The organism is Pantoea dispersa, assembly GCF_035783935.1.
GTDB lineage: Bacteria > Pseudomonadota > Gammaproteobacteria > Enterobacterales > Enterobacteriaceae > Pantoea > Pantoea dispersa_C.
This window is the reverse complement of record NZ_JALKOV010000011.1, coordinates 12,671-33,531: the sequence shown is the minus strand read 5'-3', so window position 1 is coordinate 33,531 and position 20,861 is coordinate 12,671. Positions and strand designations below refer to the sequence as shown.

18 protein-coding genes are annotated in these 20,861 nt (G+C 59.2%); 12 read left to right on the top strand and 6 right to left on the bottom strand.

The features are described 5' to 3' along the window. Positions 1-4: 4 nt before the first annotated feature. Genes MXF20_RS19150 through MXF20_RS19140 form a run of 3 tightly spaced genes read left to right on the top strand, consistent with a single transcriptional unit; the run spans position 5 to position 3,510 of the window. Complete coding sequence (locus MXF20_RS19150) at positions 5-1,648, top strand: GMC family oxidoreductase (protein ID WP_325970812.1); 1,644 nt, start codon at positions 5-7, stop codon at positions 1,646-1,648. Next, positions 1,641-2,720 carry a M24 family metallopeptidase gene (locus MXF20_RS19145; protein ID WP_325970811.1) on the top strand — a complete coding sequence of 360 codons (1,080 nt, stop codon included), beginning with the start codon at positions 1,641-1,643 and terminating at the stop codon, positions 2,718-2,720. The genes MXF20_RS19150 and MXF20_RS19145 overlap by 8 nt, the downstream gene beginning before the upstream one ends. A 10-nt stretch (positions 2,721-2,730) precedes the next feature. Next, positions 2,731-3,510, top strand: a complete 780-nt coding sequence (locus MXF20_RS19140; protein WP_325970810.1) for an SDR family oxidoreductase — start codon at positions 2,731-2,733, stop codon at positions 3,508-3,510. Between the two features lie 14 nt (positions 3,511-3,524). Here the strand turns inward: MXF20_RS19140 and MXF20_RS19135 are convergent, their stop codons facing one another. Further along, the gene (locus MXF20_RS19135; protein ID WP_325970808.1) at positions 3,525-4,226 is read right to left on the bottom strand and encodes an OBAP family protein; all 702 of its coding nucleotides are present in this window, start codon (positions 4,224-4,226) and stop codon (positions 3,525-3,527) included. A gap of 256 nt (positions 4,227-4,482) precedes the next feature. On the opposite strand from MXF20_RS19135, the gene gcvA reads away from it, so the two are divergent. From gcvA to MXF20_RS19115, 4 genes are all read left to right on the top strand, one after another. After that, on the top strand, positions 4,483-5,388 hold the full coding sequence (gene gcvA / locus MXF20_RS19130; RefSeq protein ID WP_211724734.1) for a transcriptional regulator GcvA: 906 nt from the start codon (positions 4,483-4,485) through the stop codon (positions 5,386-5,388). Positions 5,389-5,463: 75 nt separating this feature from the next. Further along, complete coding sequence (locus MXF20_RS19125) at positions 5,464-6,291, top strand: DMT family transporter (RefSeq protein WP_325970805.1); 828 nt, start codon at positions 5,464-5,466, stop codon at positions 6,289-6,291. Positions 6,292-6,310: 19 nt separating this feature from the next. Then, positions 6,311-7,201 carry an oxidoreductase gene (locus MXF20_RS19120; RefSeq protein WP_325970804.1) on the top strand — a complete coding sequence of 297 codons (891 nt, stop codon included), beginning with the start codon at positions 6,311-6,313 and terminating at the stop codon, positions 7,199-7,201. Positions 7,202-7,389: 188 nt separating this feature from the next. After that, positions 7,390-7,635 carry a hypothetical protein gene (locus tag MXF20_RS19115; RefSeq protein ID WP_325970803.1) on the top strand — a complete coding sequence of 82 codons (246 nt, stop codon included), beginning with the start codon at positions 7,390-7,392 and terminating at the stop codon, positions 7,633-7,635. Positions 7,636-7,637: 2 nt separating this feature from the next. On the opposite strand, the gene bdcA is transcribed toward MXF20_RS19115, so the two are convergent. Beyond that, positions 7,638-8,351, bottom strand: coding sequence for an SDR family oxidoreductase (gene bdcA, locus MXF20_RS19110; protein ID WP_282996156.1), 714 nt, complete (start codon positions 8,349-8,351; stop codon positions 7,638-7,640). A gap of 88 nt (positions 8,352-8,439) precedes the next feature. Here bdcA and MXF20_RS19105 point away from each other — a divergent pair, with 88 nt between their 5' ends. Beyond that, complete coding sequence (locus MXF20_RS19105; protein ID WP_325970801.1) at positions 8,440-9,015, top strand: TetR/AcrR family transcriptional regulator; 576 nt, start codon at positions 8,440-8,442, stop codon at positions 9,013-9,015. A 29-nt stretch (positions 9,016-9,044) separates the two neighbouring features. Here the strand turns inward: MXF20_RS19105 and MXF20_RS19100 are convergent, their stop codons facing one another. From MXF20_RS19100 to MXF20_RS19090, 3 genes are all read right to left on the bottom strand, one after another. Then, entirely contained in the window at positions 9,045-9,743 is a 699-nt protein-coding gene (locus MXF20_RS19100; RefSeq protein WP_325970799.1) for a GntR family transcriptional regulator, read from the bottom strand. A 123-nt stretch (positions 9,744-9,866) separates the two neighbouring features. Further along, entirely contained in the window at positions 9,867-11,060 is a 1,194-nt protein-coding gene (locus MXF20_RS19095) for an enolase C-terminal domain-like protein (protein ID WP_325970797.1), read from the bottom strand. Position 11,061: 1 nt separating this feature from the next. Continuing rightward, positions 11,062-12,381: an MFS transporter gene (locus tag MXF20_RS19090; protein ID WP_325970795.1), complete on the bottom strand. Its 1,320-nt coding sequence runs from the start codon at positions 12,379-12,381 to the stop codon at positions 11,062-11,064. A gap of 568 nt (positions 12,382-12,949) precedes the next feature. On the opposite strand from MXF20_RS19090, the gene proP reads away from it, so the two are divergent. Together proP and MXF20_RS19080 are read left to right on the top strand one after the other, a co-directional pair. Next, on the top strand, positions 12,950-14,383 hold the full coding sequence (gene proP / locus MXF20_RS19085) for a glycine betaine/L-proline transporter ProP (protein ID WP_325970793.1): 1,434 nt from the start codon (positions 12,950-12,952) through the stop codon (positions 14,381-14,383). 140 nt (positions 14,384-14,523) lie between these two features. Next, positions 14,524-15,804: an MFS transporter gene (locus MXF20_RS19080; RefSeq protein WP_325970973.1), complete on the top strand. Its 1,281-nt coding sequence runs from the start codon at positions 14,524-14,526 to the stop codon at positions 15,802-15,804. A 223-nt stretch (positions 15,805-16,027) separates the two neighbouring features. Here the strand turns inward: MXF20_RS19080 and MXF20_RS19075 are convergent, their stop codons facing one another. After that, entirely contained in the window at positions 16,028-16,237 is a 210-nt protein-coding gene (locus MXF20_RS19075; RefSeq protein ID WP_325970792.1) for a CsbD family protein, read from the bottom strand. 328 nt (positions 16,238-16,565) lie between these two features. Here MXF20_RS19075 and treZ point away from each other — a divergent pair, with 328 nt between their 5' ends. Both treZ and treY read left to right on the top strand, forming a co-directional pair. Beyond that, positions 16,566-18,350: a malto-oligosyltrehalose trehalohydrolase gene (gene treZ, locus MXF20_RS19070; protein ID WP_325970791.1), complete on the top strand. Its 1,785-nt coding sequence runs from the start codon at positions 16,566-16,568 to the stop codon at positions 18,348-18,350. Then, the gene (treY, locus tag MXF20_RS19065; protein ID WP_325970789.1) at positions 18,347-20,842 is read left to right on the top strand and encodes a malto-oligosyltrehalose synthase; all 2,496 of its coding nucleotides are present in this window, start codon (positions 18,347-18,349) and stop codon (positions 20,840-20,842) included. The genes treZ and treY overlap by 4 nt, the downstream gene beginning before the upstream one ends. Positions 20,843-20,861: the final 19 nt, after the last annotated feature.

Here is a 20,861-nt window from a genome sequence, read left to right as displayed (position 1 = left end):
CGTTATGAAAGAGTACGATTACATTGTGGTGGGCGGCGGGAGCGCGGGCTGTATCGTTGCCGCGCGCCTGGTCAGCGAAGGAAATGCGCGCGTGCTGCTGCTGGAGGCCGGGCGCGACGAATACCATCCGGTGCTGAAAATGCCTGCCGGCTACATGAAGTTTCTCGCCAGCGACCGGTTTCTGACGATGCATCAAACTGAAGCGCAGCCGCAGCTCAACGGACGCGGCGTGATCGTGCCGCAGGCCAAAGTGCTGGGCGGCGGTTCGACCGTCAACGCCATGGTCTACATGCGCGGCCATAAACAGGATTACGCTGACTGGAACCAGGCGCTGGGCCATCAGGGCATCGACTGGTCGTGGGAGGCGCTGCTGCCGCACTTTACCGCCATCGAAGATAACGATCACCTCGGCGCACCGAATCACGGCGTCGGCGGCCCGATGAAGGTGTCCCATCTCGGCCACTTCAGTCCGCTGAGCCGCGCCTATGTCAAAACCCTGCAGGGGCTCGGTATTCCCTACACGCCGGATTTTAACAGCGGCAATCCGTCAGGCGTCGGCTTTATGCAGCACACCATTGACGGTCAGACGCGGCAGCGCTGCAGCGTGGTTGATGCGTTTATCAACCCGCTGCGCCATGACGCACGGCTGACGCTGGTCACCGGCGCGCAGGTTGAAGAGGTGCTGTTCGACGGCACCTGCGCCAGCGGCGTGCGCTATCGTCAGGATGGCCAGCCGCAACAGGCGCGCGCGCGCCGCGAAGTGATTCTGGCTGCCGGTGCCTATCAGACGCCGAAACTGCTGATGCTCTCCGGCATCGGTCCACAGGAGCAGCTGCAACAGCACGGCATTGCCGTGCGCCATGCCTTGTCGGGCGTGGGTAAAAACCTGCAGGACCATTACGAAGTGCCGGTGGTTGCCAGCACGCGTGGTGCGTTTGGCTACTACGGCCAGGATCGCGGCTGGCCGATGGTCAAAGCCGGACTGCAATATCTGCTGTTCAAAAGCGGCCCGGTGACCACCACCGGCGTGGAAGCCTGCGCCTTTTTCGATCCACTCGATTTCACTGCGACGCCCACCATTCAGATGTTCTGCGTACCGACGGTCTATCTCGATCGCGATGTGATGGGCGCCGATCCCGGTGACGGTGTCACGGTTAATTCTCTGCTACTGCGCCCTAAAGCCACCGGCGAGGTGACGCTGCGCGATAGCAACGCCAGCAGCCTGCCGGTGATTGATACGCAGATTTTTGGCCATCCGGACGACTTAGCCCGCACCCTCGCCGGCTTTCGCTTTGCGCGTCAGGTGCTGGCGGCCGCGCCCATTCGCGAGATGGTCGACCAGGAGATCTTTCCCGGTGCGGAGGTTACCAGTGATGAAGCGATTAGTGCTCACTGCCGGCGCATGGTGAAAACCGGCTATCACCCGGTCGGCACCTGCCGCATGGGCCACGACGACGATCCGCTGGCGGTACTGCACGACGACCTGCGGGTGCGTGGCGTACAGCGGCTGCGCGTGGTGGACGCCTCGATGATGCCGAATATTATCAGCGGCAACACCAATGCGGTGGTGATGGCGGTGGCACACCGCGCCGCGCAACTGGTTCTGCAGTCGCAGCCTGTCCCAAAACCGGAGGCCGTGTATGAGTGACAAACTGGCGCGCCTGCAACAGGCGCTGGCGCACTGGCAGCTGGATGCGGTATTGCTGACGCGCCGCGATAACATCGCCTGGCTGGCCGACGGGGCCAGCTATTATGTGGTGGAGCGCGCCGAAACCGGCGTTGCCAGCCTGCTTATTGCCCGTGACCGGGTCATGCTGCTGGCACCGGATAACGAACTGCCGCGCATTCTGGCCGAAGAGCCGCTGCCGTTCGCCTGTGCGACTCAGCACTATCCGTGGTATCAGTCGCTGAGCAGCGTGCTGCCGGCGGGTAATATCGGCAGCGACACACCCGTAGCCGGGATGAGCGATATTCAGCCACAGATGATTACCCTGCGCCAGGGGCTGAGCACGCTGGAACAGCAGCGCTTTCGCCTGCTGGGTCAGGAGACAGCGCAGATTGTCGAAACGGTGGCGCGCCAGCTGCGCGCGGGCGTCAGCGAATGGCAGGTCGAGGCCGACATTGCCGCCGGCTGTCTGGCGCGCGGCATTCGCCCGATGTGCACGCTGGTGGCCGCCGATGAGCGCATCGCCGCGTTTAAACATCCGGTGCCGACGCGCAAAACGCTGCAGCGCAGCATGCTGATCACCCTCGGTGCCGAACGGCACGGTTTGCATGTCAGCCTGACGCGGCTGGTGCATCTCGGTGAACCCGACGCGGCGCTGCGCCAGCGCATTCTGACGCTGGCGGAGATCCACGCCGATATGCTGTGCGCCACCGCAGCGCAGCGCAGCTGGTCAGCGGTGTTTGCCGACATAACTCAGGCTTATCAACGCCACGGCCACGCTGAGGCGTGGCGCGATCATCATCAGGGCGGTCCGGCCGGATATGGCTGCCGGGACTGGATTATTACCCCGGAGAGCCGCGGTGAGGTGCAGCCTGACATAGCCGTAGCGTGGAATCCGACGCTGAGCGGTGTGAAAAGCGAAGACACTTTTTTGCTCAGCCGCAGCGGGCCGGTGCCGCTCACGCGCAGTGACAGCTGGCCGCTGATTCGCCTGCAGCGCGGCGATAAAACCCTTGAGCTGGCCGACTGGCTGATTCTCCCGACATCCTCATAAGGAAGCGACCATGTCCCTACGTTTAGCCAACAAAACCGCGATTATCACCGGTGCCGGCAGCGGTATCGGCAGCGCCATTGCCACGTTATTTGCGCGCGAAGGTGCCAGCCTGGCGCTGTTTGACCGCGATACAGATAGCTGTGAAACGCTGGCGACGCTGTTGCAACAGCAGTCCGGTCAGCGCTGCCTGGCCTGTGCAGCGGATGTCACGCAGCCGCAGCAGGTCAGCCGTGCGGTACAGCTGGCGCAGCAGGCGCTGGGGGATATTGATATCCTGATTAACTGCGCCGGGGTAAACGTCTTTCGCGATCCGCTGACGCTGGACGAGGATGACTGGCAGCGCTGCATGGACACCAATCTGCAAGGGCCTTACAACCTGATACGTAGCGTCCTGCCGGCGATGCTGGCGCGCCAGTACGGCAACATCGTTAACGTTGCCTCGGTGCACGGGCACAAAATCATTCCCGGCGCGTTTCCTTATCCGGTGGCTAAACACGGGCTGATCGGCCTGACGCGTTCGCTGGGCGTTGAGTACGCCGCGCAGGGCATCCGCGTAAACAGTATCTCGCCCGGTTTGATCATGACGCCAGCCGCTGAAGCCTGGCTGGCGAGCTGTCCGGATCCGCAGGCCGAGCGCGCGCGCCAGGCGGCGCTGCTGCCGTGCAAACGCATCGGCGAGCCGGATGAAGTGGCTTACACCGCGCTGTTTCTCGCCAGCGATGAGGCGCGCTTTATCAATGCCACCGATATCCTCATCGACGGCGGGCGCAGCCAGATGTATCACGAGTAAACCGGAATCAACGGTTACGGATGTACGCGCCGGCAGCGATCGGCCCCCGCCGCCACCGGATGGGCGGCGATATCAGCGCGGTCAGCGCGGATTTTCGCGGTATCGACGTCAAAGCGCTTATCGCGGTCGGCCAGCAGCGCCGGATTCAGCTGGCCGTCGGCGGTAAAGCCCATCATCAGCGCCGGTTCACCCAGCGGCAGGGTTTTATCACGATCGGTATGCCAGGTGTGCCAGGTTTTGCCATAGGTATTAACGATTTTGCTCATCAGCGCATGCTCTGCGGCGGGCGGCAGGCCGGGTGCCGTCAGCGTGCCGGATTTCACTTCATAACGGTGACTGTGCCAGTACTGTTTTTCCTGCGCCGGCAGCTGCTTAAATAAGCGTTCGCTGATGATGTATTCCACGCCCATTAATTTGGCGTCTTTTTTATTGCCGTCAAAAATAACCGCCTGCATCACATCGTCATTAAGAATGGTGACGTAGTGATGGGCCTCCATCTGCCCCTGCTGATTTCCGCAGTAATAATGAAAACCATCCAGATACGTATTGATGGCTTCAATCGGCGGCCGCGACTGTAACGCCGCTGCCCCACTCTCCAGCAGCGCGGTTTTCCCGGCGACCGGCGCGCCCGGTGCTGTGACCGGCGACGCGCTGTTATTCGCGCCACAGCCGGATAATAGCAACAGCGCCAGCACGCTAAATACCCTGTTTCGCATTTCATCACCCCTTCTTTTATTGAGTGATAAACATAGTTAATCAGCGTCAGGACGCGAGCGCAGCGGGAACGATCTCCCGCATGCCACATGGCAAATAACCGGCCATTGAGCTGCCCGCCGATTCAGCGATTAATGTGTCGGCCACTGTTATTAGAATGAGAGGCTGAGACGTTAGCCAAAGATGGTGAATAAGTGTCGTGAGTGAACAGACGATTCCGCTATCATGAATCAACGCTCATAAAACAAGGCTGCACCGATGAGAGAGTTACCGCCTACCGCCATGCTGCGCGCGTTTGAAGTGGCAACGCGCCATCCGACCTTCACCGCCGCCGCTGAAGAGCTGTTTATCACCCAAAGCGCCGTCAGCCATCAGCTGAAAAACCTCGAAGAAATCTGGGGTGTGCAGCTGTTTCAGCGTGGCAAAACGCTGAGCCTGACGCCAGCCGGTGCCGCGCTGGCACCGATTGTGCGCGAATTTTTCAGCAATCTGCAAACCACCTTAGCCGACCTGCGCGAGCAGAAAGGCCGCGTGCGGCTGCGCGTGAATACCACTTATTCATTTGCCCTGAAATGGCTGTTGCCGCGCCTGCCGGGCCTGACGCGCCTGCATCCGGAGATTCTGGTGACGCTGGAAAGCACCGATGATGCCATTACCTTCTCGCGCCAGGATTCTGATGTGGCGATCCGCTTTGGTCATGGCAATTATCCGGCGCTGCACAGCGAATTCATGTTTCGTGAACAGCTGTTTCCGGTCGCCAGCCCGGCACTGCTGCAGCGCTTCGGCACGCCGCAGGAACCGGCAGAACTGCTGCGCTATCCTTTGCTGATGCGTGATGGTGCCGATCTGGTACCGAAGTGGGAGAGCTGGTTTAAACAGGTCGGCCTGACGCTGGATGCCTTGCAGGAGAGCGTGCGCTTTGCCGACACCAACATGACGCTGGAAGCCGCGCTGCTGGGGCAAGGCGTGGCGCTGGCGCGCAGCGGTCACGTCGAAAAAGAGCTGCGTGACGGTAGCCTGGTACGGCTGTTCAACGTCGCGTTTTCCTCGCCCGCCGCCTACTATTTCGTCTGTCCGCAGGGCATTGAAAGCCAGCCACACATCGTTGATTTCCGCCGCTGGCTGCTTGCCGAATCGCGCCAGGCGCAGCAGGATTATCAGTGAAGCATGAGCATTTATTCATATCGCAATGATAAATCTTCGCTTTTCAATTGGCCTGCCGCTGCCTAGCATCAGCCTATGCCTGATTACATTATTGTCTTAACGCTGTGCGCCGCGCTGCTGCACGCCAGCTGGAACACCTTACTGCGCGGCGGGTCCGATCGCCTGTGGTCGATGACCATTATGTGCGTGGCGATCGCGCTGGTATGCGCGTTCAGCACGCTGTTTCTGCCGCTGCCGGCGCGCGCCAGCTGGAAATATGCGCTGCTGTCGGCGCTGCTGCACGTCGGCTATAACCTGTGTCTGGTGCGCAGCTACCAGAGCGGCGATCTCGGCCAGACCTATCCGATTGCGCGCGGATCGTCGCCGCTGCTGGTGACCTGTGCCGCCGCGCTGTTTGCCGGCGAGCACATCGCGTTCGCCACGCTGTGCGGCATCGTGCTGGTGTCCGCTGGCATTGTGTCGCTGGCGCTGCGCGGCGGCAAACTGGCGCTGCCAGGCCTGCGCTACACGCTGGCGACCGGTGCCTTTATCGCCGCGTACAGCGTGGTGGACGGCATGGGTGTGCGCGTGGCCGGCAATGCGTTTGCGTATACCGCCTGGATGTGCAGCTTGTGGGGCATATTGATGCCGGCGGTGTATATCGCGCTGCGCGACAGCAAAAGTCTGCTGCAGTGGCGACCGGGCGTGCTGAGCGCGGCGGCGGGTGGCCTGGTTTCGCTGCTGGCCTACGGCATCATCATTTACGCCATGACGGCAGCGCCGATGGGCGCGGTGTCGGCCCTGCGTGAAACCAGCGTGCTGTTTGCCGCCGTGCTGGGCGCGCTGTTTCTCGGCGAAGCATTAACGGTAAGGAAAATGCTGGCGTGTGCGGTGATTGCCATCGGCACGCTGATGATCGGTTAAACGATGAGGAGATGGCAGCATGTCTGAACGTTGTAAAATCGCCCTGCTGGGCCCCGGTGCGATTGGCACCACCGTCGCGGCAGTGCTGCACGAAGCCGGCCGTACGCCGCTGCTGTGTGGCCGCACGGCCCATGCGCAGTTAACGCTGCGCCACGATGCGGGCGAAATCAGCGTGCCCGGACCGGTATTACATGATGCCGCACAGATGACACAACGCTGCGACCTGCTGTTTGTGGCGGTTAAAACCACCCAGGTGGCGGACTGCGCCGCGTGGCTCGCTACCCTGTGCGATGAAAAAACCGTGGTGTGCGCGCTGCAAAACGGCGTCGAGCAGCAGATCCAGCTGGCGCCTTACGTCAACGGTGCCACGGTATTGCCTTCGGTGGTGTGGTTCCCGGCGCAGCGCGAGCCGGATGCGTCAGTCTGGCTGCGCGCCCAGCCTCGCCTGACCTTGCCGGATGTGCCGCAGGCCGCGCGCGTGGTGGATGCACTGCGCGACACGCGCTGTGAGGTGGCGCTGGCAGCTGATTTTCTCTCCATCGCCTGGCGCAAGCTGTTACAGAACGCCGCCGCCGGTTTGATGGTGCTGGCCAACCGTCGCGCCGGCATGTTTAGCCGCGGCGATATTACGCAGCTGGGGTTGGCCTATTTGCAGGAGTGCCTGACGGTGGCGCGCGCGGCCGGTGCGGTGCTGGACGACAGCGTGCCACAGGCAATTATCGATGGATTTCACCGCGCGCCGCCCGATCTGAGCACCTCGATTCTCGCCGATCGCCAGGCCAACCGCCCGCTGGAATGGGATACCCGCAACGGTGTGGTGCAGCGTTATGGTCGTCAGCACGCTATTGCGACGCCCGTTAGCGATGTGGTGGTGCCGCTGCTGGCAGCGGGCAGCGAAGGACCGGGCTGATACACTATTTTGCCTTTCGCGCGGAGAGAAAAAGGTATGCTGTGAATTCTTAACACCACGGCTACGCTTTGATTGCGGCGCAATGTGTTGCGCGATGAATCGCGCCGCTACCAATAGGATGCAATGTTCAGCTGAATTAAACGGCCGCCTTTTCGGCATAATTACAGTTACGGCAACAGGACGCGCTTATGACAGATTACGTTTTTCATCGCAAACAACAGGTTATCGCCACGCTGGAACGAGCTGATGTGGAACGTGCCCGGCTGCTGATGGCGGACGGATACAGCAAAATGGATGAAGAAATTGATGCAGCCAGCGCGCAGGCGGCGCTGCGGCGGCTGGCTGATATTCGCCATGAAGAGCAGATGACCGGACACGCCTTTGCCACCGGTTCGGTATTTAGTGCGGTGGTGAGCGCGCTGTTCAGGCACTGAGATTACGCGCCAAACGCTCCATCAATGGTGTGCATGGCACCGGTAACGAAGCCGGCTTCGGGTCCTGCCAGCCAGGCCACCATGCCAGCCACTTCTTCAGCGCGGCCATGGCGTTTGATCGCCATGAAACTGTGCATCAGATCCTTCATCGGGCCATTTTCCGGATTGGCATCGGTATCAATCGGGCCGGGCTGCACCACGTTGATGGTGATGCCGCGCGGTCCGAAATCCCGCGCCAGGCCGCGCGCCAGCCCCTGCAACGCAGATTTACTCAGCGCATAAGACGCCATACCGGGAATCGGCATGCGGTCGCCATTAACCGAACCGATGATGATGATGCGGCCACCGTCTGGCATCTGTCGGGCGGCTTCGACCGCAGCATGGTACGGCGCGTGAATGTTAATGCGGAACAGGCGATCCACCGCATCCGGATCCTGTTCCAGCGCATCGCCAAACAGGGCGATACCGGCATTGACCACCAGCACATCCAGCGGTCCGCTGTCGCGTACGGTGGCAATCACCGCATCGCGCTCTGAACTGTCGCTATGAACCGCAGCCGAACCGGTGTCATGTGCCAGCTGCGCAGCGGCCTCGGGCGAGCCTGAGAAGGTGAAAGTCACGCTGGCACCCTCATCAGCAAAGCGCCGTACAATAGCCGCACCAATACCGCGACTGCCACCCAGTACCAGAACCTGCTTATCTTTGAATCCGCTCATTTGCATCTCCACCTGTGATTTCTTAGTATGCATTACAAAATGAGCCCGAATGAATGTCAACGCAATTTTGTAGCGAGCACTATAAAATATGAAATCACCTGGTCGTCCCCGTAACTTCGACCCTGAACACGCCGTGGCTGTGGCGCAGGGATTATTTCATGCCAAAGGTTATGACGCCGTGAGCGTCGCTGATGTCACTGACGCGCTGGGCATCAATCCGCCAAGCTTTTACAGCGCATTTGGTAACAAGGCCGGCTTGTATGCCCGCGTCCTCGATCGCTACGCCGCCACCGGCTCGATTCCGCTGGCGGAAATACTGCGCGAGGATCGGCCGGTGGCCGAGGCCCTTGATACATTGCTGAAAGCGGCGGCGCGGCATTATGGCCGGGATGACGTGTGTACGGGCTGTCTGGTGCTGGAAGGCATTCGCTGTCAGGATCAGCAGGCGCGCGCGGCGGCCAGCGTGTTTCATCGCGCCGCTGAGGACACCATCCGGCGCTATATCGCCGTTCGCTATCCGCAGGAGGCACAGCGCCTGACCGATTTTGTCAGCACCGTGATGTCGGGACTTTCTGCCAGAGCGCGTCAGGGCCACAGCGTTGAGCAACTGCTTGCCAGCGCGCAACTGGCAGGTCTGGCGGTGGCTGCTGCGCTTGAGACGTGATCGATCTTCAGCTGAGTGGGGGTGACCGGTTAACCGCGCGCGCCGGCGTCGGCCACCGACCGCTGGAACATGCGCATGATGCCGCCGAGGTGCCAGTGCAAAAGTTCCAGCGCCTGTTCGTCTTCATATTGGGTTAACAGCGCCACAATCGTTTCATGATCGTTTTGCGATCCCTGAAACTCTTCCGGCGTGCGTGTCAGGTGGTTAAGAAAGGCGCGAATGCGGTTGATGCTGGTTTTGTAAAACCCGACCAGCTCACTGTTCTGGCTGGCCTCAATCAGCGCCATATGAAACGCCGCATCGGTTTCACGGTAGGTCTCCGGCGCGTTTTGTAAGGCATCGCGTCCACGCGCTAGCTGTTCGTTCAGGCGCGCGATCAGCGCCTGACGATCGTGCTGCAGCGCCAGCTTTAACGCACCCGATTCCAGAATTTGCCGCATCTCACAGGTTTCCCGCATCTCGCGCTCGTTGAACGAAAACACGAAGGTGCCGCGCTGCGGGATAATCTGCACCAGTCGCTCCATCTCCAGCTTTTGCAGCGCCGCTCTGACCGGCGTGCGGCTGACGTTGAGCTGAGTGGCAATGTCGTTCTCGGAAATCAATGCACCGGGCTCAATCTGGCAGTTGACGATCAAATCACGAATATGATCGGCCAGAATGCTGCTCAGCGACTGCGGGCGGAGGATATTTTTTGCTGACCAGTCAATGATGAGTTTATCGGCGGGCATAGCGCAGCGAACGTCCTTTAAACAGCGAGCATTTAGGGGGTCACAATGACGGAAGGAACTGTTTTGTAGTATACAAGAGACAGATCCCCCAAACAATAACGGGCCTGTTTGGGGGAGGTTGGGTTACGACGTGAACAGATAGCGCTGCTGCTGGATATGCGCGGGATTAAGCGCCATGCCCATGCCGGGCCCCTGTGGCACCGGGATCAATCCCTGTTGTGGCACCAGCGGATCGCGCAGGAAGTACTGATGAATATCGTTCCATTTCACCAGATATTCCTGATACGGCGTGTGGATCGGCGATTGCGTAGTGCTGAAATGGGCCGTGGCGATACTGGAATGCCCGTGCGGAATCACCTGCAGGTCGTACAGGCTGGCGATGGCAGCGATCTTTAACGTTTCTGAAAGGCCACCGCACCAGTAGATATCGGGCTGAATCACATCCAGCGCTCCGGAATCAAAGAAGCGTTTGAAGCCCCAGCGCGTGTACTCATGTTCGCCTCCCGCCATCGGGATCGACAGTTTGTCCTTAAGCCGGCGCATACTGTCTATTCTGTCGGCCATCACGCACTCTTCCAGCCAGCGCGGGCGATACGGTTCGATGCCCTTCGCCAGTTCCAGCAGATACGTCACATCCATCGACTGCCAGCAATCAAACATCAGATCGTAATCATCCCCCACCGCTGCGCGTAGCGTTTTTGCCAGTTCGATGTTTTTCTTCAGCCCTTCTCTGCCGCTCATCGGCCCGTGGCGGAAAAACCATTTTTGTCCGCGATATCCCAGCGCCTTGTACTCCAGCGCCCGCTCGTGCACCCGCGCCATATCCTGCACCGCAAACCCCAGCATGGAGGCATAAGCCGGGATCTCTTCGCGGATCGATCCGCCCAGCAGGCGAAACACCGGTTGCTGCATCCATTTGGCACGCAAATCCCACAAGGCACAGTCCACCGCGCTGATCGCCAGCATGCCATCGCCGTGACGCCCATGAATCTGCGCCCGGTACATCTGATCCCACAGGCGCTCGGTGTCGCGCGGGTCCTGACCCAGCAGCAACGGCCGCAGCTGACCATGAATGATTGACGCTACGGCGTGCGGCACCGGGCCTGCCAGCCCGTCCACGCCTTCATCAGAAACGATTTCAAGAAACACGGTGGTAATCGCGAAACCGTCTTCGCGCTGAACGCCGCCGTCATGATTATCCACAGTCCGAAACTGCGCATACACATCGGTTGGACGCGCCAGCCGCTCTTCCCAGAAATCGCCGTTCCCTGGCATCACGCCTTGCACTTCAAGTAACCGGACATCGACAATCTTCATACTACTGCCCCTCACGTTGTTCATTGCTGGTCTGATAAGCCGGTAAACGCTGGCGACGGAAGATGATGCTCAGGGTAATGATTGAGAGCATGGCCATCGCCGCCAGCCAGTAAAATCCGCCGTTGTAACTGCCGCTGCGATCGCGAATCACGCCGATCACCCATGGGTTCACGACGCTGGCAATACTGCCGAGGGCGTTGATCAGCGCGAGGCTGCCTGCCACCACGGATGCCGGAATAAACTGCGCTGGCAAGCCCCAAAACACCGGCATCGCGCCAAAAAAGCCAAATGCCGAACAGCAGAGAAACATCATTTTCACCAGCGAGTTATCGAACCACGCGACGCACAGCAGCCCGACAAAGGAGAACATCAGCGCGAGGTAATTGGCCAGCAGCCGTGATCCTGGCCGGTCGGCGATACGGCCCAGCACCAGCATGCCGGCCAGACCAAACACGTAAGGGATAATGGTGATGAAACCGGTTTGCACATGGCCTAACCCGGTTTCGCTGATGATCAATGGCAGGAAGGTGCTCACCGCGCCGTTGAGATTCGCCAGCCCGTAATAGGTGAGGCTGAACAACAATACCAGCGGACTAAACAGCGCTTTCAGCAGCCCACCGTGGCCGCGCGGCGGCAGTTTTTGCCGTTCCGCGGCTAATGTCGTCATCAGCCACTGCTGCTCATCTGCGCTGAGGAAGCGGGCATCTTTAGGCCGATCGGGCAAGGCAAAGGGGACGATCAGCCCCAGCACAATCGCCGGGATGGCCTCCAGCAGAAACATCAGCTGCCAGCCGCGCAGCCCCAGCCATCCATGCAGTTCCAACAACAGGCTGGAAACCGGCGTGCCGATAATCAGCGCAATCGGAATGCCGGTCATAAACGAGGCGATGATGCGGCCGCGCCACGCCACCGGAAACCACAGGGTGAGATAGAACACGATGCCGGGGAAGAAACCGGCTTCAGCCGCGCCGAGCAGCGCGCGCATCACATACAGGCTGTTTTCGTTCCACACAAACATATGCGCACCGGAGATGATGCCCCAGGTCACCATGATGCGGGCGATCCACCAGCGCGCGCCCACCCTTTCCATCAGCAGGTTGGAAGGCAGTTCAAGGAGGGCGTAAGGCAGAAAAAACAGACCGGCGGCGAGGCCAAAACTGGCGGCGCTGATGCCCAGATCGGCATTCATGGTCAGCGCGGCCACGCCGATGTTGGCCCGATCAATCACGGCGATCACGTAGCAGGCGATCAGGAGCGGAATCAGTCGCCACGAGAGTTTGCGGATCACCCGCTTTTCAATCTCAGTATCTGTGCTTTGCATGGTCTTTCCCGATGTTGGTGTCACGGATAAAAAATGCACTTGTATACAAGTTCTGTTGTATACATCCATCGTTGACAGTTCAATCGCCTTGCAGAGGAAATGAGATGTGAAACGTTTCAGCGCAAAAGACCCGGTGAGGGCGATACACCTCCGCTGTGTCGATGCCGGTGCGCGTGTAAATGTGCGCTGCGGCATGATGCAGGTTACTGGAGTCAGCGATTATTGCAGTTGGGAGATATTTGCCGGAAAGGTAAGCTGCAGGTCACGATTAATCGCGCTGCACACCAGCATATTTCGCTATCAGTCACAGGCTCACCACAGAATATGGTGCGCGCGCCGGGAAATTCCGCCCTGACCAGCACGATTGGTTATTTCAGCCGCTGCGGCTTTTGACAGTCACATACTCTAACGCTACGCTTAATTGCAAGGATATATGTCGCAAACTTGCGTAAAGATAAAATATTTCCTAAGGTGACCGCCTTTCAGCCTCTTATAGCTTTCATTTCCCTTTGTGAAGTGCCGGCTGCGAAAGCTATAAGATCGCTCCAATTTTACTCATGGGGAGTTTATGAGCACCGGAACGATGACCAGTAAACCTGATTTGACCGTTGACGATATTACCGTCATTGACAATAAATTATTGAAACGCGCCGTCAGCGCCGCTGCGCTGGGTAATACCATGGAGTGGTTTGATTTCGGCGTTTATAGTTATCTCGCCGTGATTATCGGCCAGGTATTTTTCCCTGACGCCAGTAATACCGCGCAGTTAATTGCGTCGTTCGGTACCTTTGCCGCGGCATTTTTAGTGCGTCCGATTGGTGGCATGGTATTTGGCCCGCTCGGTGACCGCTTTGGCCGGCAAAAAGTGCTGGCGTTTACCATGATTATGATGTCGATTGGCACCTTCTGTATTGGCCTGATTCCCAGCTATGCCAGCATTGGCATTGCCGCGCCAGTGCTGCTATTGCTGGCACGCCTGCTGCAGGGGTTTTCTACCGGCGGTGAATATGGCGGTGCCGCCACCTTTATTGCGGAATACTCCACCGACAAACGTCGCGGCTTTATGGGCAGCTTCCTGGAATTCGGTACGCTGGCCGGTTATCTGCTGGGCGCCAGCCTGGTGACCGGCATGATCGCGCTATTACCGCATCAGGCGATGATGGACTGGGGCTGGCGTATTCCATTTTTCCTGGCCGCGCCGCTGGGGCTGTTTGGCCTGTATATCCGCCTGAAGCTGGAAGAGACGCCGGCCTTTAAAGAGCATATGGATAAACGTGAAGAGGCAGAGCATAACAAGCCGCCACTCACGCTATGGCAGATGCTGCGCACCCAGAGTAAACCCCTGCTGAAATGTATTGGCCTGGTGCTGCTGTTTAACGTGTCTAACTATATGCTGACCGCCTACATGCCAAGCTATTTAACCGGCATTCTGGGGCTGAGCGAAATATCCGGCCTGCTGCTGGTGATGGTGGTGATGTTTATCATGATGCCGCTGACCTTAATGTGGGGCCATTTTACCGACCGCATCGGCCGTAAACCGGTGATTGGTTTCGGCGCGCTGGGATTATTAGTACTGGCGATTCCGGCATTCATGCTGATTGGTTCCGGCAATATGCTGTGGGTATTTGCCGGTCTGGCGGTGCTGGGCTTACTGCATACCTGCTTTAGCGGCACCATGCCAGCGACATTACCGGCGCTGTTTGTCACCGATATTCGCTACAGCGCGCTGGCCATCGGTTTTAATTTATCAGTCTCGCTGTTCGGTGGCACCACACCGTTAATCACCGCATGGCTGGTCGACACCACGCACAATACCATGATGCCAGCGTATTACATGATGGCCGCCGGGGTTATCGGCTTGATTACCGTATTAACGCTGAGTGAGACGGCGCGTAAACCGCTGAAAGGTTCATCGCCTGCGGTGGCGACCAAAGCCGAGGCGCATAAGCTGATTGATAAACTGCGTAAACAGCGCAGCCGTAAAAAACAGCAGCCGGCATAGTCCGCGCTGATATTCACTTCAGGTGCGCGTCAATGCGCACCTTTTTTTGTGCCCTGCGTCAGACTTATTCCTCAAATATTCTGCCTGCGCTGCGGTAGACTGACTTTCTCTGACTGTTTTTTACGCATTAAGGAATAATGATGTCATCTGCAGCGTCTTCCGCCGTTAATCAAAAGCGCGTTCTGATTGCCGGTTCCGTCGGCAACTTCATTGAGTGGTATGAATTCGCCGTTTACGGTTTTATGGCGACGCTGATCGCTAAACATTTCTTCCTGCTGGAAGGAGAAAGCGCCCTCACCAGCCTGATCCTCACCTATGCGGCTTTCGCGGTGGCGTTCTTTTTTCGTCCGTTAGGGGCGGTGCTGTTTGGCCGCCTGGGCGACCGCTATGGCCGTAAACCGGTGCTGATCGCAGTGCTGGTGTTGATGACGCTGGCAACCGTCGCCATCGGTCTGGTGCCGGTTTATGCCAGCATCGGCGTGGCTGCGCCACTGCTTATAACGCTGTTACGCATTCTGCAGGGACTGTTTGCCGGCGGAGAATACGGCGGCGCGGTCTCGCTGATGACCGAATCGGCGCCGCCCGACAAGCGCGGGTTCTATGGCGCGTGGCAGTCGCTGACGGTGGCGCTCGGACTTCTGGCGGGCGCGGGCGTGGTGGCAGTACTGCCGCTGTTGCTGGGCGATGCGGCAATGAATGACTGGGGCTGGCGCGTTCCGTTCCTGCTGGCGCTGCCGCTCGGCGCGGTGGCGCTGTGGCTGCGCAGCGGACTCGACGAATCACCGCAGTTCAGCCAGAACCAGGCGGCGCCGCAACAGCAGGCATCGCTGAGTGTCACGCTGCGCGCTATCGTGCTGGGCATTGGCCGGTTAATGGTGTGGTCGGCCGCCGGTTATACCTATCTGGTGATCATGCCCACCTATCTGCAGGCCGCGCTGCACACCGGCTTTAACCAGGCGCTGCTGATTGCGGTGATCTCTAACCTCGGCTTTGCCGCCACGATTTTGCCGGCCGGCATACTCAGCGATCGCTATGGTCGTCGCACACTGATGCTCCTGGCGACGTTTTTGCTGCTGGTGCTGGCTTTCCCGCTGCTGAAAGTACTGCAGCATCCGGAAAGCGGGATGGCGATTAAAGCGCTGGTGGTGTTTATCGCCGGTGCGCTGGTGGGCATGCTGGCCGGACCGGGACCGGCGATGCTGGCCGAGATGTTCCCGACCCGCGTGCGTTATACCGGGCTGGGTCTGGCCTATTCGCTTTCCAACGCACTGTTTTCCGGCTGCGCAGGTCTGATTATTACCGGCCTGATGAAGCAAACCGGCAACGCCGACATTCCCGCCTGGTATGTGATGGCCACCGCCGTAGTGAGTTTTATCGCGCTGCTGACGCTGAACAAGGACGATCACCGCAGACCCCTTTAAGGAAAAGTGTTTATGCAGATAAGCACCTGTCATGGGTCGCCTTCAGTGGCGATCATACAGCGGGCGAAGGGTTATTTACCGGCGTTATTAATACGAACAGGTGTTTATGTCTTAAATAACAGAAAATAAAAGCAAGACATGCATGACATTTTATTGGCGGCAAAAAACAGTGCCATCAGAAATAATAAACCCCGGCACATTACTGCACCGGGGATAACCAACGCTACCACTTAAACTTGTTGCTGTCTTCCCACTCTTTGACTTCTTTCTCTGCTTGTTCTTTACCGTAACCGTAGCGCTCCTGAATGCGGCCAAGTAATTGATCGCGCTTCCCTTCGGCTACGTCTAAGTCGTCATCTGTAAGCTGGCCCCATTTCTCTTTCACTTTTCCTTTGAACTGCTTCCAGTTTCCGCTGATACGATCTTCGTTCATCAGTGCTCTCCTCATATAGGTGACAGTGCCGCCTGGCATTATTTCGCGCATCGGTTAACTGCGCAGAGATAAGCGTAGCCTATGACTGAGATTAAAAGGTGCTTAAGCGAACAAATCGGAAAATTTACGTAACGGTAAGGTTTAAAGCGCAGCGGGAATTAAATTTGAAAATATAGGCTATGATTTTTCAGGGTACTCAGTGATTTATCTGCGCACCCGTTTGCTACCAGGGCATTTAGTCTTTTGTATTCAGAGAGTAAATGGTTTTAAGGAACGCGAATCGCTTGATGTCGTCCATTCCCCGTGCGGGGCTTAACGAGGCAATAGAATGGAATCCACAACGTTGGAAAAATCCTGGGGTGCTGAAATCCTTGCTGACGGCAGCGTGCGGTTTCGCCTTTGGGCACCCGGTCAGCAGCACATTACCCTTCACGCCGGGGGAGAGTCGCATGCCATGCAGCCGCAGCAGGATGGCTGGTTCAGCCTGACGCTGAATGGTCCTGGTCACGGCAGCGAATATCACTATGTGCTGGCCGATGGCAGCACGGTGCCCGATCCGGCCGCGCGGGCGCAACGCGCCGATGTCAACGGCCCTTCTCTGGTTATCGACCCAAACCATTACGACTGGCAACAGCGTGACTGGCAGGGACGGCCGTGGCACGAAACGGTGGTCTACGAGCTGCACATCGGCACGTTTACCGCCGAAGGCACCTTCCGCGCGGCTATCGAAAAACTCCCTGCGCTGGCAGAGCTTGGCATCACGATGCTCGAAGTGCTGCCGGTGTCGCAGTTTGGCGGCGCACGCGGTTGGGGCTATGACGGCGTTCTGCTGTATGCGCCGCACTCGGCGTATGGCTCACCGGATGATTTCAAAGCCTTCGTCGATGCCGCGCACGCGCTGGGATTGTCGGTGGTGCTGGATATTGTGCTCAATCACTTTGGTCCGGAAGGCAATTACCTGCCGCTGCTGGCGCCGGCCTTTTTCCACGAAGAGCGCATGACGCCGTGGGGTGCCGGGATTGCATACGATGTGGACGCCGCGCGGCGTTATATCGTCGAAGCGCCGCTCTACTGGCTGAAAGAGTTTAACCTCGACGGCCTGCGTTTCGATGCCATCGACCAGATTGAGGACACGTCCAGCAAACATGTGCTGATCGAGATTGCCGAACGCATTCGCAGTGAAATCCATTCTCGCCCGATCCATCTCACCACTGAAGACAGCCGCAACGTGATCTTCCTGCATCCGCGCGATGCGGACGGTAACGCGCCACTGTTCAGCGGTGAATGGAACGACGATTTTCATAACGCCATTCACGTCTTTGCCACCGGCGAGACGCACGCGTATTACCAGGATTTCGCCGACGTACCGGAGAAATTAATCGCGCGCATTCTCACCGAGGGCTTTGCTTATCAGGGCGAGCTGTCGCCACAAAGTGGCCAGCGGCGCGGCGTACCCAGCGCAGGCCAGCCGCCGGTGGCGTTTGTCGATTTCATCCAGAACCACGATCAGGTGGGCAATCGCGCCCAGGGCGAACGCCTGATTAGCCTGGCCGGTGTCGAACGCACCAAAGTGCTGCTTGCCACCCTGCTATTGTCACCGCATATCCCGCTGCTGTTTATGGGCGAAGAGTACGGTGAAACCAACCCGTTCCTGTTCTTCACCGATTTCCACGGCGATCTGGCGAAAGCGGTGCGCGAAGGACGGGCGCGCGAATTTACCGGTCACGCCGGTCATGACGAGACGGTGCCGGATCCCAACGCTGAAGAGACCTTCACGCGGTCGAAACTGGACTGGAGCAAAGTGGAAAATCCCGCAGGCCAGGCGTGGCTGACGCTCACGCGCCAGTTGCTGGCGTTGCGCCAGCAGCACATCGTGCCGCTGCTGCCGGATGCACGTCAGCACAACGGCCAGGTGCTGCGCACCGCACCGGGCTTTGTCGCCGTTAGCTGGCAGTTCCCGCAGGGCCAGCTGTCACTGGCGCTGAATATTGGGCAGCAGAGCCAGCCGCTGCCCGCGATGCCCGGCGAGACGCTCTTTGCGTGGCCACAGGAAAGCGGCGAGCTGCCGCAGCACTCTCTCATCGTGCGTCTGGCAAAAGGAGCAGCGCAATGAGTATTCCAACCGCGACTTACCGTATCCAGTTCCGTAACGGCATGACCTTTAACCGCGCGGCGCAGCTGGTGCCCTATCTGCAGCAGCTGGGTATCAGCCATCTTTACGCCTCGCCGATCTTTACCGCCACGCGCGACTCGACGCACGGCTACGACGTCACCGACGCTAATGAGATTGACCCGGCGATTGGCGGACGCGCCGGTTTCGACCGCCTCAGCGCGGCATTGCAGCAGGCCGGGATTGGCCTGATTCTCGATATCGTGCCTAACCACATGGCGGCGTCGCTGGAAAATGCCTGGTGGCGCGATGTGATTGAACACGGGCAAGCCAGCCGCTACGCACGCTACTTTGATATCGACTGGTCGCGCAGGCTGACGCTGCCGTTCCTCGGCGATGATTTTGACCGCGTGCTGGCCAACGATGAACTCAGCATCAAGGCCGATCCGCACAGCGGCAACCCGGCGCTGGTCTATTACGACAGTTATTATCCGCTGACGCCGGCCAGCTGGCAGCAGCGTAAAGAGGTCGTGCTGGCGATGCGCGATCGCGCGGCCATCGCAGAACTGCATGCGCAACAGCCGTGGCAGCTGATGAACTGGCGTGAGGCGCGCAGCGCGCTCTCCTACCGCCGCTTCTTTGAAATTACCGGGCTGGTGGGCGTGCGCGTAGAAGATGAAGAGGTGTTCGCGGCGACGCATCGCCTGATTCTCGAACTGGTACACAGCGGTGTAGTGAGCGGGCTGCGCATCGATCACGTCGACGGGCTGGCCGATCCGCTCGGCTATCTGCAACAACTGCGTCAGGCTGCGGGCGACGCGTGCTACATCACAGTGGAGAAGATTCTCGCAGACGGTGAGCAGCTGCCTGCCGACTGGCCGGTGTCCGGCACCACCGGTTACGAGTTTATCGCCGCGCTGTCGCATGCGCTGATTGATGATAATCAGATCGATATGCTGCATCTGGCCTATGAAGCGGTGTCCGCCGAGCGTAACGACGTCGCCGCTGGGCTGCGTGCGGCGCGTGAGCTGATGGTCGATCGCAACTTTGCCGGGGAATTCAGTCGTCTGCTGGCACTGGCTACCGAGGCAGCCGATCTGGTGCATCGCAACTTCAGCGAGGCTGAGCTGCATGTGGCGCTACGCGAACTGCTGATCGCCTTCCCGGTGTATCGCACTTACGGCCGCAAGGCCGGGATGCCGCTGGAAGGCGAAACCCTGCTGTTACAGGTGCTGGAGCAGGTCAAACACAGCGCCTCACCAGCAGCGCTGAGCTTTTTGCAGGCGCTGCTGCTCGGTGCCATCACTGAACAGGGCGAGCAGGACGCGGCAGAGTTCCGCGCCCGTTTCCAGCAGCTGACCGGTCCGCTGATGGCGAAATCGGTCGAAGACACGCTGTTTTTCCGCAATCACGTGGCGCTGGCGATTAATGAAGTGGGTGCCGAACCACTGCCACACGCGTTTTCGCTCGAACGCTTCCACAGCGACATGCAAACCCGGCTGCAGCATCAGCCGGACGGGCTGTCCGGCACCTCCACGCACGACACCAAGCGCGGCGAAGATGCGCGCGCGCGGCTGTATACCCTGAGCGAAGCGCCGGCGCTGTGGGCGGAAAACGTCACGCGCTGGCGGCAGATGAATCAACCGCACGTAGTCGCGCTGGCGGACGGCCCGGCTCCCGAACCGCCGGTCGAGTGGATGCTTTATCAGGCGCTGGCCGGCGTCTGGCCCACCACGCTGCAGCCGGAGGACACGGCGGCACTCGACGCGCTGCGCGATCGCTTTTTACCGTTTGTGGAAAAAGCCCTGCGCGAAGCGAAGTTACGCACCGACTGGGCGGACGGCAATGAGGCTTACGAAAACGCCGTACTGGAGTATGCCCGTCAGCTGCTGTCGCCCACCAATCCAGCATTCCTGCAGGACTTTAGCCACGCGCTGCAGCCGTTCATCCGTGCCGGACTGGTTAACAGCCTGAGCCAGACGGTGATCAAACTGACCGCGCCGGGCGTGCCGGATATCTATCAGGGCTGCGAAGCGCTGGATTTCAGCCTGGTCGATCCGGATAACCGTCGCGAGCCGGATTTCGCTCAGCTGACGGCGCAGCTGGATGTCCACGCCGCACCGGACTTTGCCAGCCAGCAGGACTGGCTGAGCGGCCGCCTGAAACAGCAGATGGTTGCGCGCCTGTTGCATCTGCGCCGCGACCATCCGTCGCTGTTCCGCTTTGGTGATTATCAGCCGCTGAGCGCATCGGGCGAACACGCAGAAAAAGTGATCGCTTTTGCCCGGCAGGACAGCGACCACGCGCTGCTGGTGATTACGCCACGGCTGATTTTCAATGGTGCACAGTGGAATCACACCCGACTGGCACTGCCAGAATCGCTGGCGCATCGCCACTATCGCAATGTGCTGACCGGTGAAACCGTAGTGATTAATGATGATATTACGCTGGACAATGTGAGCTATAGCGCGCCGCTGGTGCTGATTAGCCAGTAGCGTCCCCGATAAACCTGTT